The sequence below is a fragment of the Sulfitobacter sp. PR48 genome, from assembly GCF_028807335.1.
GTDB lineage: Bacteria > Pseudomonadota > Alphaproteobacteria > Rhodobacterales > Rhodobacteraceae > Sulfitobacter.
On record NZ_JARAMM010000017.1, the window covers coordinates 36,209 to 49,887 of the forward strand.

Annotated in this window: 13 protein-coding genes; 8 read left to right on the forward strand and 5 right to left on the reverse strand. The window is 63.6% G+C overall.

Translation table 11 applies throughout. From position 1 onward, the window contains the following. Window positions 1–181: 181 nt before the first annotated feature. On the forward strand, window positions 182–928 hold the full coding sequence (locus tag PVW51_RS19390) for a YebC/PmpR family DNA-binding transcriptional regulator (protein ID WP_274576911.1): 747 nt from the start codon (window positions 182–184) through the stop codon (window positions 926–928). 87 nt (window positions 929–1,015) lie between these two features. Here PVW51_RS19390 and PVW51_RS19395 read toward each other — a convergent pair whose 3' ends face one another. After that, the gene (locus PVW51_RS19395) at window positions 1,016–1,258 is read right to left on the reverse strand and encodes a hypothetical protein (RefSeq protein WP_269364720.1); all 243 of its coding nucleotides are present in this window, start codon (window positions 1,256–1,258) and stop codon (window positions 1,016–1,018) included. Between the two features lie 103 nt (window positions 1,259–1,361). Further along, window positions 1,362–2,246: a LysR family transcriptional regulator ArgP gene (locus tag PVW51_RS19400; RefSeq protein ID WP_274576914.1), complete on the reverse strand. Its 885-nt coding sequence runs from the start codon at window positions 2,244–2,246 to the stop codon at window positions 1,362–1,364. A gap of 89 nt (window positions 2,247–2,335) precedes the next feature. Between PVW51_RS19400 and PVW51_RS19405 the strand changes: the two genes are divergently transcribed. The 7 genes from PVW51_RS19405 (at window position 2,336) to PVW51_RS19435 (ending at window position 10,214) form a co-directional block, all read left to right on the forward strand. Then, the gene (locus tag PVW51_RS19405; protein WP_274576915.1) at window positions 2,336–2,935 is read left to right on the forward strand and encodes a LysE/ArgO family amino acid transporter; all 600 of its coding nucleotides are present in this window, start codon (window positions 2,336–2,338) and stop codon (window positions 2,933–2,935) included. A 37-nt stretch (window positions 2,936–2,972) separates the two neighbouring features. Next, entirely contained in the window at window positions 2,973–3,875 is a 903-nt protein-coding gene (locus PVW51_RS19410) for a DMT family transporter (RefSeq protein ID WP_269364726.1), read from the forward strand. Window positions 3,876–3,960: 85 nt separating this feature from the next. After that, window positions 3,961–4,533: a choline-binding transcriptional repressor BetI gene (betI, locus tag PVW51_RS19415; RefSeq protein ID WP_269364728.1), complete on the forward strand. Its 573-nt coding sequence runs from the start codon at window positions 3,961–3,963 to the stop codon at window positions 4,531–4,533. Next, window positions 4,533–6,041, forward strand: a complete 1,509-nt coding sequence (gene betC, locus PVW51_RS19420) for a choline-sulfatase (RefSeq protein ID WP_274576921.1) — start codon at window positions 4,533–4,535, stop codon at window positions 6,039–6,041. Before betI ends, betC begins: the two co-directional genes overlap by 1 nt. A 59-nt stretch (window positions 6,042–6,100) precedes the next feature. Further along, on the forward strand, window positions 6,101–7,558 hold the full coding sequence (gene betB, locus PVW51_RS19425) for a betaine-aldehyde dehydrogenase (RefSeq protein WP_114275858.1): 1,458 nt from the start codon (window positions 6,101–6,103) through the stop codon (window positions 7,556–7,558). 283 nt (window positions 7,559–7,841) lie between these two features. Next, window positions 7,842–9,500 carry a choline dehydrogenase gene (gene betA / locus PVW51_RS19430; protein ID WP_274576923.1) on the forward strand — a complete coding sequence of 553 codons (1,659 nt, stop codon included), beginning with the start codon at window positions 7,842–7,844 and terminating at the stop codon, window positions 9,498–9,500. 87 nt (window positions 9,501–9,587) lie between these two features. Beyond that, complete coding sequence (locus PVW51_RS19435; protein ID WP_274576925.1) at window positions 9,588–10,214, forward strand: thermonuclease family protein; 627 nt, start codon at window positions 9,588–9,590, stop codon at window positions 10,212–10,214. On the opposite strand, the gene PVW51_RS19440 is transcribed toward PVW51_RS19435, so the two are convergent. The 3 genes from PVW51_RS19440 to PVW51_RS19450 all read right to left on the reverse strand — a co-directional run bounded on the left by PVW51_RS19440 (window position 10,215) and on the right by PVW51_RS19450 (window position 13,624). Beyond that, entirely contained in the window at window positions 10,215–11,615 is a 1,401-nt protein-coding gene (locus tag PVW51_RS19440; protein WP_114275964.1) for a helix-turn-helix domain-containing protein, read from the reverse strand. It lies immediately after the preceding gene. A 99-nt stretch (window positions 11,616–11,714) separates the two neighbouring features. After that, complete coding sequence (locus tag PVW51_RS19445; protein WP_274576930.1) at window positions 11,715–12,008, reverse strand: putative quinol monooxygenase; 294 nt, start codon at window positions 12,006–12,008, stop codon at window positions 11,715–11,717. Continuing rightward, on the reverse strand, window positions 12,005–13,624 hold the full coding sequence (locus PVW51_RS19450) for a GMC family oxidoreductase (RefSeq protein ID WP_274576932.1): 1,620 nt from the start codon (window positions 13,622–13,624) through the stop codon (window positions 12,005–12,007). The genes PVW51_RS19445 and PVW51_RS19450 overlap by 4 nt, the downstream gene beginning before the upstream one ends. Window positions 13,625–13,679 lie beyond the last annotated feature (55 nt).

Here is a 13,679-nt window from a genome sequence, read left to right on the forward strand (position 1 = left end):
GCAGAGGCGCTTGATATGATTGCCTTTTGTCGCTGCCGCGCAGCACCGCGTGCTGCGGGCGCCGCCACCGCGCAAAGACACCCGCCGCGAAAGGCAGCCTCAAGCGGCGCTGTGGCTTGTTTGGTCCCAAGCGCTCATTTATAGAGGCGCAACACCAGCTATCACTGAACAAGAGGTTTCCATGGCAGGCCATTCCAAATGGGCAAACATTCAGCACCGCAAGAACCGGCAGGACTCGGTGCGCGCCAAGGTGTTTTCCAAGATGTCCAAGGAAATCACGGTCGCGGCGAAGATGGGCGACCCGGACCCCGACAAGAACCCGCGCCTGCGTCTGGCGGTCAAGGAGGCCAAGGCGGTTTCCGTGCCCAAGGATGTGATCGACCGCGCGATCAAGAAATCCACGGTGCAGGATGGCGAGGATTACGAAGAGATCCGCTATGAGGGCTATGGCCCCAATGGGGTGGCGGTGATTGTCGAGGCGATGACCGACAACCGCAACCGGACAGCTTCCAACGTGCGTTCAACCTTCACCAAGAACGGCGGCAACCTGGGCGAGACCGGATCGGTCGGCTTCATGTTCGACCGCAAGGGCGCGGTGACTTACCCTGCGTCCGTGGGCGATGCGGATACTGTCATGATGGCCGCGATCGAGGCCGGGGCGGAAGATGTGGAAAGCTCGGAGGAGGGCCACACCATCTGGTGCGCGGATACGGACCTGAACGAGGTGGCCACCGCGCTTGAGGTGGAACTGGGCGAATCTGAATCGACCAAACTGGTCTGGCGGCCGACCACCACCACCGAGATGGATCTGGAGAACATGGAAAAGCTGATGAAGCTTGTGGACGCGCTGGAGGACGATGACGACGTGCAGCGGGTCACCACGAATTTCGAGGCCTCCGACGAGGTCATGGAAGCGCTGAACGGCTGAACGGCTTTCGCAGCGCTGACACCTCTTGCCGCCAACAAAAAACCGCCCCTGGCCGGGGGCGGTTTTTTCATGCGATCAGGGCGCAGTTTACCCGAGGCTGCGCGTCCTCAGCCAGCCGAGCGCACCGCGCGTGCAGCGTTTTGGCGCATCGGTAGGCTTTTGCTGAGACAGAAGTGCCAGCAGCCTTTTGACCTCGTTCAAGCGCTGCCGGGCGGCGCTGCCACCTGCTTCGGCCTGTACGTTCAGGATTTTGGATTGCGTGTGCAGCGCGGATTCGATCACTTCAAGTTGCTCGGCGCTGACTGCTATTTTTTGTTGGTTATCCAGCATGGCGTGTCCTTTGGTGCTGCGTGTTATCTAGAGGCACGGGTGGGATGCGCCAGAAGTTTCATAGCCGGATCACTCACTTGTGTACTTTTTATGACATGGGCTTTTAGGCCCGAAGGTTCAAGCGGTCTTGTGCAGTTTTTCGGACCGCTGTGGTCAACCGCTTCAGCGCCGGGGCCAGCGCCCGCGTGACCTGCCAGTAGAGCGGGACATCCAGCGGCGCATCCGGCACCAATGTGACAAGCCTTCCGCGCCGCAGATGCTCCTGCACCAGGCTGAGCGGATTCATGCCCCAGCCCAGACCGCAAAGCGCCGCATCGACAAATCCGTGGCTGGAGGGCAGGTGATGGATCGGCGGATGAAACCGCGCGGCCCCTCGCGCTTCGGCCCAGCGGTGTTGCAGCCGGTCCTTGGGGTTGAACACCAGCATCGGTGCCTGCGCCAGAGCAGGCAAGGAGAAGGTCCCGTCAAAATGGCGCTCCATAAAGGCCGGGCTGGCGGTCGCGACATAGCGCAGATGACCCAGGGCGTGAACATCGCATCCCGGTGCCGCGCGGGCATGCCCGGTGACGGCGGCGCTGACTTCCCCCCGGCGCAGCCAGTCGTCAGATGTGTCCTGATCGTCCAATACCAGGTCGAAACACATGTCCCCGACCTGCGCCAGCGCCGGGATCAGCCAGGTCGCCAGGCTGTCCGCAGGCACCGCAAGCGACACCCGGGGCGCGGCGGCTTGCCGATCCGTCAGCCCCGCCAATGCATTCGCCTCAAGCAGGGCCACGTCTTCGGCATGTTTGGCCAGCCGTTTGCCCAAAGGCGTGCCCGTGCAGGGCTGGGCGCGGTGGACAAGGGTGGTGCCGATACGTTCCTCCAGCGCCTTGATCCGTTGCGACACCGCAGAGGGGGTGACCCGCAGTGCCGCGGCCGCCGCGTCGAAACTGCCCAGCCGCAGCACGGCTGCAAGTGCGGCAAGCTGGTGCGTATCGAGTGACATTAGCTGTCCTTAATTCATCTGATCCGGATTAATTTGCGTAATCACCACCCGTCCCATAGTCAAGCGGCGCAACAAGTGCTGGAGTTCCGATGCTCACCTCCTTCCTGCCCGGCTTTGCCCTGAGCCTGACGCTGATTCTGGCGATCGGCGCGCAGAATGCCTTTGTCCTGCGGCAGGGATTGCGGCGTGCCCATGTGTTCTGGGTCTGCCTGACCTGTGCGCTGTCCGATGCGGCGCTGATCGCCGCCGGAGTCGCGGGCTTTGGCGCATTGGCGGAACAGGTGCCATGGTTCGAACCGCTGATGCGCTATGGTGGTGCTGCCTTTCTGATCTGGTACGGCGCGCGCAACGCAGTGTCGGCCTGGCGGGGCGGGGCCGCGCTGGCGGTCGCGGGCGGCGCGCAGGCAAGCCTGCGCAACACGCTGCTGACGCTGCTGGCGCTGACCTGGCTGAACCCGCATGTCTATCTTGATACCGTGGTCCTGCTTGGCTCGATCTCGGCGCAATATCCCGACCGGCTGGCCTTTGGCAGCGGCGCAGTGGTTGCCAGCTTCTGTTTCTTCTTCAGCCTGGGCCATGGCGCGCGGCTGCTGAGCCCGCTTTTTGCCAGCCCCTACAGCTGGCAGGTTCTGGATGCGGTGATTGCCGTGACGATGTGGGCGATTGCCGCAAAGTTGCTGCTGATGTGATCTTGCCCTTGCCTGGCGGCGCGGTCATGGTCGCGCCATGACAGATCCTTCCTCCCATCGCCCGCTGGTCGGCATCTTCTGGATGCTTGTCACCGGCTTCTGTTTTCTCGCCGTGACGGCGCTGGTCAAATACATGGGGCCGCGCCTGCCCTCGGCAGAGGCGGCCTTCATCCGCTATGGCTTCGGGCTGGTGTTCCTGCTGCCCGCCATCGGGGCGCTGCAGCGTGCGCGCCTGACCAGACGGCAGTGGTCCTTGTTCGGCCTGCGTGGCCTGTGCCACGCGCTGGGGGTGATCCTGTGGTTCTTTGCGATGCCCCGGATCTCCATCGCCGAACTGACGGCGCTCAACTATCTCGCACCGATCTATGTGACCGTCGGCGCGGCCATCTTCCTGGGGGAAAAGCTGGCCGCGAGACGAATCATCGCGGTCATGATGGGCCTTGCAGGCGCGGCCATCATCCTGCGCCCCGGCTTTCGCGAGGTCAGCCCCGGCCATCTGGCCATGCTGGCGGCGGCGGTGGTCTTTGCCGGGTCCTATCTGCTGGCCAAGGTGCTGGCGGACGAGGTGCGTCCGGCGGTTGTGGTCGGGATGATGTCGATCTTCGTGACCATCGGTCTGGCCCCCTTTGCCCTGCCTGTCTGGATCGCACCCACGGGCAAGGAGCTGATGCTGCTGGCCACTGTCGCGGTTTTTGCGACCGCGGGGCATTACACGATGACACTGGCCTTTGCCGCGGCCCCGGTCATGGTCACGCAGCCGGTCACCTTCCTGCAACTGGTCTGGGCCACGGCACTTGGTGCCGTGGCTTTTGCCGAGCCGGTGGACATCTGGGTCGTGCTGGGCGGTTTCGTCATCCTTGCATCCGTCACGTTCATCACCTGGCGCGAAGCGATGCTGAACCGCCCGGTCACCCCGGCCAACTTCCAGACCAAGGTCTGATCGCCGCCTGCCGCAGGTTATTGATTGACGGATCAATAAACATTTCATTAGGAAGGAGCAGTAGCAACCGAAAGGTCGAATCCGCATGCCCAAAGTCGGAATGGAGCCCATCCGCCGCTCTGCCCTGGTCGAGGCCACCATCGCCGAGATCGGTGCCGCGCATTCGCTGGATGTCACCGTGGGCCAGATCGCCCGCCGCGCAGGCATGTCCACTGCGCTGGCGCATCACTATTTTGGCGGCAAGGACCAGATTTTCCTCGCGGCAATGCGCCATATCCTGACGGAGTATAAGTCAGAGGTGCACAAGCGGCTGTCCAGGGCCCAAAGCGGCAAGGACCGCGCTGTGGCCATCATCGAGGCCAGCTTCGACGAGACCTGCTTTGCCCCCGATACGGTCTCTGCCTGGATGACCCTTTACGCCGCATCGCGCACCCATCCCGAAACCCGGCGCCTGCTGCGCATCTATCAGCGGCGGTTGCGCTCGAACCTGAGCCATGCGCTGCGCGGGATCAGCGCGCAGCCGCAGGCAGATGCCGACACGATCGCCGCGCTGATCGACGGGCTCTACCTGCGCGCCGCCCTGTCCCGGCGCGGGCACCCCGACATTGCACGCAACAGTGCACTTTCCACACTTGAACTGCTTTTGGGGGCGCAATGATGACCAGACCGAATATCCTCATCCTGATGGTCGACCAGCTGAACGGTACGCTGTTTCCCGACGGTCCGGCCGACTGGCTCCATGCGCCCAACCTGAAGCGGCTCGCGGCGCGCGCCACCCGGTTCCGCAATGCCTATACCGCGTCACCGCTCTGCGCGCCGGGGCGGGCAGCCTTCATGTCGGGGCAATTGCCAAGCGCCACGGGCATCTATGACAATGCCGCCGAATTCGCCTCCTCGATCCCGACCTATGCGCACCACCTGCGCCGCGCGGGCTACCAGACCTGCCTGTCGGGCAAGATGCACTTTGTCGGGCCCGACCAGCTGCACGGGTTCGAGCGGCGCCTGACCACCGACATCTACCCCGCCGATTTCGGCTGGACGCCGGATTATCGCAAACCCGGCGAGCGGATCGACTGGTGGTATCACAACATGGGCTCGGTCACCGGGGCAGGGGTGGCGGAAACCTCCAACCAGATGGAATACGACGACGAGGTTGCCTATAACGCCGTGCGCCAGATCTATGAATACGCGCGCGGCGGCGATGACCGTCCCTGGTGCCTGACGGCGAGTTTCACCCATCCGCATGACCCCTATGTGGCGCGGCGCAAATACTGGGACCTCTACGAGGATTGCGAACATCTGCAACCGCAGGTCCCGGCGATGGATTACGCAGACCACGATCCCCATTCGCAGCGCATTTTCGATGCCAACAACTGGCGCGAATTCGACATCACCGAAGAGGACATCCGCCGCTCGCGCCGCGCCTATTTCGCCAATATCAGCTATCTCGACGACAAGATCGGAGAGATCCTGCAAACGCTGGAGGACACCCGGCAAGAGGCCATCGTGGTCTTTGTCTCCGACCACGGCGACATGCTGGGCGAACGCGGATTGTGGTTCAAGATGTCCTTCTTCGAAGGCTCGTCGCGGGTGCCCCTGATGATCGCGGCACCGCAGATGGCGCCCGGCCTGCAGACCACACCGGTCAGCAACATCGACATCTGCCCGACGCTCTGCGATCTTGCCGGCGTCAGCATGGAAGAGGTCATGCCCTGGACCACCGGCACCTCGCTGGTGCCGATGGGGCAGGGGGTCGCACGCACCGACCCGGTTGCGATGGAATATACTGCCGAGGCGACGCAATCGCCCATGGTGGCCCTGCGGCAGGGGCGCTGGAAATACACCAATTGCGCCATCGACCCCGAGCAGCTGTTCGATCTGGATGCCGACCCGCATGAGCTTGCCAACCTCGCCGAAGACCCCGCCCATGCCGAAACGCTGGAGAATTTCCGCATCGAGGCCGCGGGCCGCTGGGATCTCGAAGCCTTTGACGCCGATGTCCGCAAGAGCCAGGCCCGCCGCTGGGTGGTCTACGAGGCGCTGCGCGAGGGCGGCTATTACCCCTGGGACTACCAGCCGCTGCGCAATGCCTCGGAGCAATACATGCGCAACCATATGGACCTGAACATCCTTGAGGAAAGCAAACGGTTCCCGCGCGGCGAATGACCGCCAGTGGTTTCATTGTTCCTCAAATACACCTGCACTCCGTTTCCGAAAGACGCGCCATGCCCTATGATACGCAACCTCCCGCCAGCCATTTCATCAATGGCGCCTATGTCGAAGACACCGCGGGCACGATCATCGACGTGATCTATCCTGCCACCGGCAAAAAGATCGCGACGGTCCATGCGGCAACGCCGGCGATCATCGAACAGGCGATCGGGGCCGCGCGCGCAGCACAGGTTGGCTGGGCGGCGATGACGGGCACGGAGCGGGGCCGCATCCTGCGCCGCGCCGCCGACATGATGCGCGCGCGGAACCACGATCTGAGCGTTCTGGAAACCTGGGACACCGGCAAACCCTATCAGGAAACATCGGTCGCCGATGCGACCTCGGGCGCGGATGCGCTGGAATATTTCGGCGGCATGGCCGCAACCCTGACCGGCGAGCATATCCAGCTGGGCGGGAACTGGGCCTATACCCGGCGCGAGCCGCTCGGGCTCTGCGTCGGGATCGGCGCCTGGAACTATCCCACGCAGATCGCCTGCTGGAAGGGCGCGCCGGCGCTGGCCTGCGGCAATGCGATGATCTTCAAACCCTCCGAGACGACGCCGCTTTGCGCCCTCAAAGTCGCCGAGATCCTGCATGAGGCCGGCCTGCCCGCAGGTCTTTACAACGTGGTGCAGGGCATGGGCGAGGTCGGCGGCGCGCTGGTGACCGACCCGCGCGTCGACAAGGTGTCGCTGACCGGATCGGTGCCCACGGGGCGCAAGGTCTATGCGGCTGCGGCGGCGGGGATCAAACATGTCACCATGGAGCTGGGCGGCAAGTCGCCGCTGATCATCTTCGAGGATGCGGATATCGAGAACGCCGTGGGCGGGGCCATCCTGGGCAATTTCTACAGCTCCGGCCAGGTCTGCTCCAACGGCACAAGGGTCTTTGTGCACCGCGCCATCAAGGAGAAATTCCTGGCCCGCCTGTCCGAGCGGCTGGGCAATGCGGTGATCGGCGATCCGATGGACCCTGCGACCAGCTTTGGCCCAATGGTGTCAGAGCGACAGATGAACATCGTGCTGGGCTATATCGAGAAAGGTCAGGCCGAGGGCGCGCGCCTTGTCACCGGCGGCAAGCGGATCGACCGGGAGGGGTTCTATCTGCAGCCCACGGTCTTTGCCGATGTGCGTGACGATATGGCCATTGCCCGCGAGGAGATTTTCGGCCCGGTCATGGCGGTGCTGGATTTCGAGGATGAGGACGACGTGATGGCGCGGGCCAATGACACGGAGTTCGGCCTGGCCGCCGGTGTCTTTACCCGGGACCTGGCGCGTGCGCACCGGGTGGCCGCCGGGTTCCAGGCGGGCACCTGTTTCATCAACAGCTATAACGATGCCCCGGTGGAAGCGCCCTTTGGCGGGTCGAAGAATTCCGGTGTGGGGCGCGAGAATTCAAAGGCGGCGATTGAATATTACAGTCAGCTCAAGTCGGTCTTTGTGCGCATGGACGATGTGGAAGCGCCCTTCTGAGGGGGCGTGATCCAATTGCGCGCTGACGCGCATGACATTGTGGGATGCGCTGACGCGCATGACATTCTCGGTGCCTGTTGCGGGCTGAGCCCATAGGATCAGCCGCGCGCGTGCCGGGAGGGATTTGAAATCTGCTGAGAGGTGCTTGAGGGATCAATCTGATCCTCAAGTCACCTGCACAATTTTGACGATGCGATTCCCCGCAGCGTCAAGGACAAGCCGGGCAAGCCCGGTCGCGTGCCGCGATCCTTGACCCTGCGCGGAATCACGAAAGGTGGGACAAATGCGGGCTGAATTTGTGATTGTGGGGGCCGGGTCGGCGGGATGCGCGATGGCCTATCGCCTGGCAGAGGCCGGGCGCAAGGTGATCGTGATCGAACATGGCGGTTCGGACGCGGGGCCGTTCATCCAGATGCCTGCGGCGCTGAGCTATCCGATGAACATGAAGACCTATGACTGGGGCTATACCTCCGAGCCGGAGCCGCATCTGGGCGGGCGGCGGCTGGCCTGCCCGCGGGGCAAGGTGATCGGCGGGTCGTCGTCGATCAACGGCATGGTCTATGTGCGCGGGCATGCGATGGATTTCGACCATTGGGAAGAGGCAGGTGCGCGCGGCTGGTCCTATGCGGATGTGCTGCCCTATTACAAGCGCATGGAAAGCTGGCATGACAATGGTCATGGCGGCGACCCCGCCTGGCGCGGCACCGACGGGCCGCTGCATGTCAGCCGCGGCCCGCGCAAGAACCCGCTGTTCGAAGCCTTTGTGCGGGCGGGCGAGCAGGCCGGTTACGAGGTGACCGACGATTACAACGGGGAAAAGCAGGAAGGCTTTGGCCCGATGGAGCAGACCGTCTGGGGCGGGCGGCGCTGGTCGGCGGCGAATGCCTATCTGCGGCCCGCGCAGAAGACCGGGAATGTGCAGCTGATCCGTGCCCTGGCGCAGCGCGTGGTAATCGAGGACGGGCGCGCCACGGGGGTCGAGGTTGTGCGCCGGGGCCGGGTGGAGGTGATCGGGGCCGAACGCGAGGTGGTGCTGGCCGCTTCCTCGCTGAATTCGCCCAAGCTGTTGATGCTGTCGGGGATCGGCCCTGCCGCGCATCTGGCCGGGCATGGGATCGCGGTGGTCGCCGACCGCCCCGGCGTGGGGCAGAACCTGCAGGATCACCTGGAGCTTTACATCCAGATGGCGTCGAGCCAGCCGATCACCTTGTACAAGCACTGGAATCTGGTTTCCAAGGGGCTGATCGGGGCACAGTGGCTGTTTACCAAGACCGGCATGGGCGCGTCGAACCAGTTTGAAAGCGCGGCTTTTGTGCGGTCCCGCGCAGGTGTGCCCTATCCGGACATCCAGTATCATTTCCTGCCCATTGCGGTGCGCTATGACGGTCAGGCGGCGGCGGAAGGGCATGGTTTTCAGGCCCATACCGGCCCGATGCGGTCGAAATCACGCGGCTCGGTCAGCCTGCGGTCGGCTGATCCGGCGGCTGATCCGGTGATCCGCTTCAACTACATGTCCCACCCCGAGGATTGGGAGGATTTCCGGACCTGCATCCGCCTGACGCGGGAAATATTTGCGCAGGAGGCCTTCAGGCCTTACGTCAAGCACGAGATCCAGCCCGGTGCTGCGCTGCAATCGGATGCGGAACTGGACGGGTTCATCCGCGACCATGCGGAGAGCGCCTATCACCCCTGCGGCACCTGCCGGATGGGAAGCGCCGATGATCCGCTGGCTGTGGTGGACCCGCAAGCCCGGGTGATCGGGGTGGAGGGGCTGCGCGTGGCGGACAGTTCGGTGTTCCCCCGGATCACCAATGGCAATCTCAACGGGCCGTCGATCATGGTGGGGGAAAAGGTCTCTGATCTGTTGCTGGGCCGGGAACCGCTGGCACGGGCGAATGATGTGCCCTGGATCCATCCGGATTGGGAAACTGCGCAGCGTTAATCATTCTTAACAACAGCCGTTGCCGGGGCGGGGAAATCCTGCCACGTTAACCAGATGTTAAGACTTTGTTCATGGTTTGTGCTGGCGATGGGCCTGGCGACAGCGGTGCTGTCGGCAGAGGTCAGCGGAACACTGCGCGTCATTGATGGCGATACGGTTGATGTGGGGGGCACGCGCATCCGGATATTCGGCATTGATGCGCCGGAGCGTGATCAGCCCTGCACCACATTGTCGGGCCAGAACTGGGGCTGCGGCGATTGGGTCACGCAGCAGGTGCGCGACCTTTTCGAGGGCCAGGCGGCGCGCTGCACGCCGCTGGACCGGGACCGATATGGCCGCATCGTGGCGCGCTGTTTCGTGGCGGGTGAGGATATTGGAAAAACCCTGGTCAGCGCCGGGTTGGCCTATGCCTATCGCAGATATTCATACGATTACGATCTGGACGAGAAGGCGGCGTTTGTCGCGGAGCGGGGGATTCACGGCTTTGCCCTGGACTCGCCCGCGCGCTACCGGCTGACCCGGATCAGGGGGCGGGTGACCAGCGATCCGGACTGCCGCATCAAGGGCAACATCAATGCGGCGGGCGACAGGATCTATCATATGCCGGGGCAGGCGTTCTACGACCGAACCGGGATCAGGCCGGAGCAGGGCGAGCGCTGGTTCTGTTCCGAAGCGCAGGCGCGCGCCTCGGGCTGGCGGCCCGCGCGTCGCTGATCATTCGATCCGGTAGGGCAGCAGGTCGCGCCGGTCAGGATCCACCACCAGATGCCGTTCCAGCGGGGGCACGGCGCGCTGGTGGCAATTCTTGCGCTCGCAGATGCGGCAGGAAATGCCGATCGGCTCAAAGGCGGAATGCCGGGTGACATCCAGCCCGTCGGCATAGACCAGCGCATCCGCATGGCGCACCTCGCACCCCAGCGCGATGGCATAGCGCCGCACCGGCGCGCCAAAGCGGCCCGCCGGTTTCGAAATGTCCCGCGCAAGGGAGATATAGCGCACGCCATCGGGGGTCTCGGCCAGTTGCCGCAGGAAGCGGCCCGGGGTTTCAAAGGCGCGATGCACATTCCACAGCGGGCAGGCCCCGCCGAACCGTGCAAATTGCAACCGCGTGGCGGAGTGGCGTTTGGTGATCGTGCCGGCCTGATCGACCCGGACAAAGAAAAAGGGAATGCCCTTGGCGCCCGGCCGCTGCAGCGTGGACAGCCGGTGGGCGACCTGTTCGATGGAGGCCCCGAAATGGCTGGCCAGGATTTCCAGATCGTGACGGCATTCCTGCGCCTTGGTCAGAAAGGCGTTGTAGGGCATCAGCACCGCACCGGCAAAATAATTGGCCAGCCCGATCTTGGCGATGTCGCGGGCGGCGCCGGGCTGGAACCGGGCGAGGTCAAGGGTGGCTTCCAGCAGCTTGTTCTGACGGGTCAGGGCGACCTGCAGCAGCAGTTGAAAAGTCTGGGTTTCGGGCGCACTGCGGTCAGACAGGGTCAGCACCCGTTCCGCCGGGTCAAAGTGGCGCAGCGCGTCGGTGTCGGCAAAGATGACGCTGACGCCTGCGTTGGACAGGGCAGAGACTGCCGCGACGCGGGTGTTGCGCGGCCCGCCGGGCTGCGATGCGAAATGTTCGGCGGCACGGTCCACAGCGTCGATGTAATTATCGCAGTAGTGAAAGAAATCGCGCACTTCCTCCCAGGGCGAGGGGGCGGCGCGGGCGTCTTCGCGGCCCAGGGCCTCGTCCAGCGAGGCGAGCCTTTCATGGGCCTGACGGTAATGCTGGTGCAGTTCCAGAAAGGCGCGCGCCAGGGCCGGGGCGTTCGAGGCGGTCAGCCGCAGGTCGGCCACCGGTGGCGTGTTGCCGCCAAAGACAGGATCGCTCAGCGCCTCGCGCATGTCGGTGACCAGCCGCTCGCCATCGCCAGCGCTGAGTTCGGTCACATCCAGCCCGAATTCCGCCGCTAAAGCCAGGACAACCGTCGTGCTCAGCGGGCGGTTGTTGTTTTCCATCTGGTTGAGATAGGGCAGCGAAATGCCCAGCCGAGCGGAAAAATCCTTTTGCGTCAGGCCCATCTTGGTGCGCAGCTCGCGCAGCTTGGCCCCGGCATAGAGTTTCTTGACCGCCATCATCCGCCCTTTGCAAATTTGCAATTCCTTCCAGGGTAGCTTTGCAAACCTAACTTCGCAAGAACGGAGGTTGAGCGTTATGGCACCCCAAGGGGGGTCTCAGAGGCGCTGAGCCTGAGGGAACTTATCAACTTCGACCTCGGCGCAGCTGCTGATCGCAGTTTTGAACAGCGCCACATGCGGCGTCTGGCCATGCGCTTTCAGATCGGCCGCGGACCGCCAGATTTCATGGATCAGAATATCCTGCCCCGAGGCGGCGGACAGGTAGACTTCGTACCGGTCGCACCCTGTTTCGCGGCGGCTCTCATCGGCGAGCTTTTCGACTGCGGCAAGGACGTGGTCGAACTGACCGTGTCGCGGCAGGATACGGGCAATGGCGACAATGGCGGTCATCGCCTGGCCTCCATTTGTATCATGTCGGCGGCTTTCTCCGCGATCATGACGACCGGTGATGCGGTGTTGCCCGAGGTGATTTTCGGCATGATCGACGCATCCACCACACGCAGCCCGCTCAGGCCACGGACCTTCAGTTCGCAATCCACGACAGCCCTGTCATCTGATCCCATCTTACAGGTGCCGACGGGGTGGAAGATGGTGGTCGCAATATCGCCCGCGCCCTTGATCAGATCGTCGTCGGACCGCACACCGGGGCCGGGCAGGATCTCATTGGGGTGAAAGGGGGCCAATGCCTTGGCGCTCATCAGCTGGCGCACCTGTTTCACGGATTTTACCGCGATCTGCCGGTCCTTCTCGGCGGACAGATAGTTGAGCCGGATTTCCGGCTGCACGCCCGCACCGCCCGCCGTGACATGACAGGAGCCCGTGCTTTCCGGGCGCAAGTTGCACACCGATACCGTGATGGCCGGAAACGGATGCAGCGGGTCGCCCAGCCTGTCGGTGGACAGGGGCTGAACATGATATTCCAGGTCCGGGGTTTCGAGCGACGGGTCCGATTTGGTGAACATGCCGAACTGGCTGGGCGCCATCGACATCGGGCCGGACCGGAGTGCGGCATATTGCGCCGCCATCCTGATCTTGCCAAACACATTGTTTGCCATCGTGTTGAGGGTACTGGCATTCTCGACGCCAAAGACCGTCCGGATCTGAAGGTGGTCCTGCAGGTTTTCACCCACCCCCTTGCTTTCATGCCGCACCTTTATGCCGAGGTCCGCCAGCAGCGCGCCGCGCCCGATCCCCGACAATTCAAGGATCTTTGGCGAATTGATGGCACCCGCGGTCAGCAGGACTTCGGCCCTGGCATTTGCCTCGAAAACCGCGCCCCTGTGGCGGAACCGCACGCCGGTAACCTGTTTTCCGTCCAGGACCAGCCGTTCGGTCTCTGCCTGCGTCAACACCCGCAGATTGGGGCGTTTCATCGCCGGGCGCAAAAAGCCGCGCGCGGTGTTCCAGCGCCGCCCGTTTTTCTGGTTCACCTCGAAGAAACCGCTGCCCTCGTTGTTGCCGTCGTTGAAATCATCGCGGGGCATGATCCCGAATTCCTGCGCGCCGGTCTGCACGGCCTTCAGGATGTCCCATTTCAGCCGCTGCCGTGAGACCTTCCATTCGCCGCCCGCGCCATGCAGGGCTGTCTTGCCGCCATGATGGTCCTCGGATTTCAGGAAATAGGGCAGGACATCGTCCCAGCCCCAGCCGGTATTGCCCAACTGCCGCCAGTGATCATAATCGGCCGCCTGGCCCCGCATGTAGATCATGCCGTTGATCGAGGTACAGCCGCCCAGGACCTTGCCGCGCGGATAGACCAGCGCGCGACCGTTCAGGCCCGGTTCGGGGGCTGTCTTCATCATCCAGTCGGTGCGCGGGTTGCCGATGCAATAGAGGTAACCAACCGGTATCTGCACCCAATGATACCGGTCCGATCCACCCGCTTCCAGCAAGAGCACCCTTACCTTCGGGTTCGCGCTCAGGCGGTTGGCCAGCACACAACCCGCCGTGCCTGCACCGACAATGATATAGTCATAGTCACCATCGAGGGTTTCGGATTTGCGCATGGGGGTGGACCTTTCCTGTCTGTGTTCGGTTCCCGGCGTGTTGATCGTTCAGCCC

Excerpts from the sequence above, each read along its gene's own strand:
- betA (WP_274576923.1), top strand. The coding sequence starts at position 7,842 with ATGCGGGCTGAATTTGTGATTGTGGGGGCCGGGTCGGCGGGATGCGCG.
- betI (WP_269364728.1), top strand. The coding sequence starts at position 3,961 with ATGCCCAAAGTCGGAATGGAGCCCATCCGCCGCTCTGCCCTGGTCGAG.
- betB (WP_114275858.1), top strand. The coding sequence starts at position 6,101 with ATGCCCTATGATACGCAACCTCCCGCCAGCCATTTCATCAATGGCGCC.
- PVW51_RS19440 (WP_114275964.1), bottom strand. The coding sequence starts at position 11,615 with ATGGCGGTCAAGAAACTCTATGCCGGGGCCAAGCTGCGCGAGCTGCGC.
- PVW51_RS19450 (WP_274576932.1), bottom strand. The coding sequence starts at position 13,624 with ATGCGCAAATCCGAAACCCTCGATGGTGACTATGACTATATCATTGTC.
- PVW51_RS19405 (WP_274576915.1), top strand. The coding sequence starts at position 2,336 with ATGCTCACCTCCTTCCTGCCCGGCTTTGCCCTGAGCCTGACGCTGATT.
- PVW51_RS19395 (WP_269364720.1), bottom strand. The coding sequence starts at position 1,258 with ATGCTGGATAACCAACAAAAAATAGCAGTCAGCGCCGAGCAACTTGAA.
- PVW51_RS19400 (WP_274576914.1), bottom strand. The coding sequence starts at position 2,246 with ATGTCACTCGATACGCACCAGCTTGCCGCACTTGCAGCCGTGCTGCGG.
- betC (WP_274576921.1), top strand. The coding sequence starts at position 4,533 with ATGACCAGACCGAATATCCTCATCCTGATGGTCGACCAGCTGAACGGT.
- PVW51_RS19390 (WP_274576911.1), top strand. The coding sequence starts at position 182 with ATGGCAGGCCATTCCAAATGGGCAAACATTCAGCACCGCAAGAACCGG.
- PVW51_RS19445 (WP_274576930.1), bottom strand. The coding sequence starts at position 12,008 with ATGACCGCCATTGTCGCCATTGCCCGTATCCTGCCGCGACACGGTCAG.
- PVW51_RS19410 (WP_269364726.1), top strand. The coding sequence starts at position 2,973 with ATGACAGATCCTTCCTCCCATCGCCCGCTGGTCGGCATCTTCTGGATG.
- PVW51_RS19435 (WP_274576925.1), top strand. The coding sequence starts at position 9,588 with ATGGGCCTGGCGACAGCGGTGCTGTCGGCAGAGGTCAGCGGAACACTG.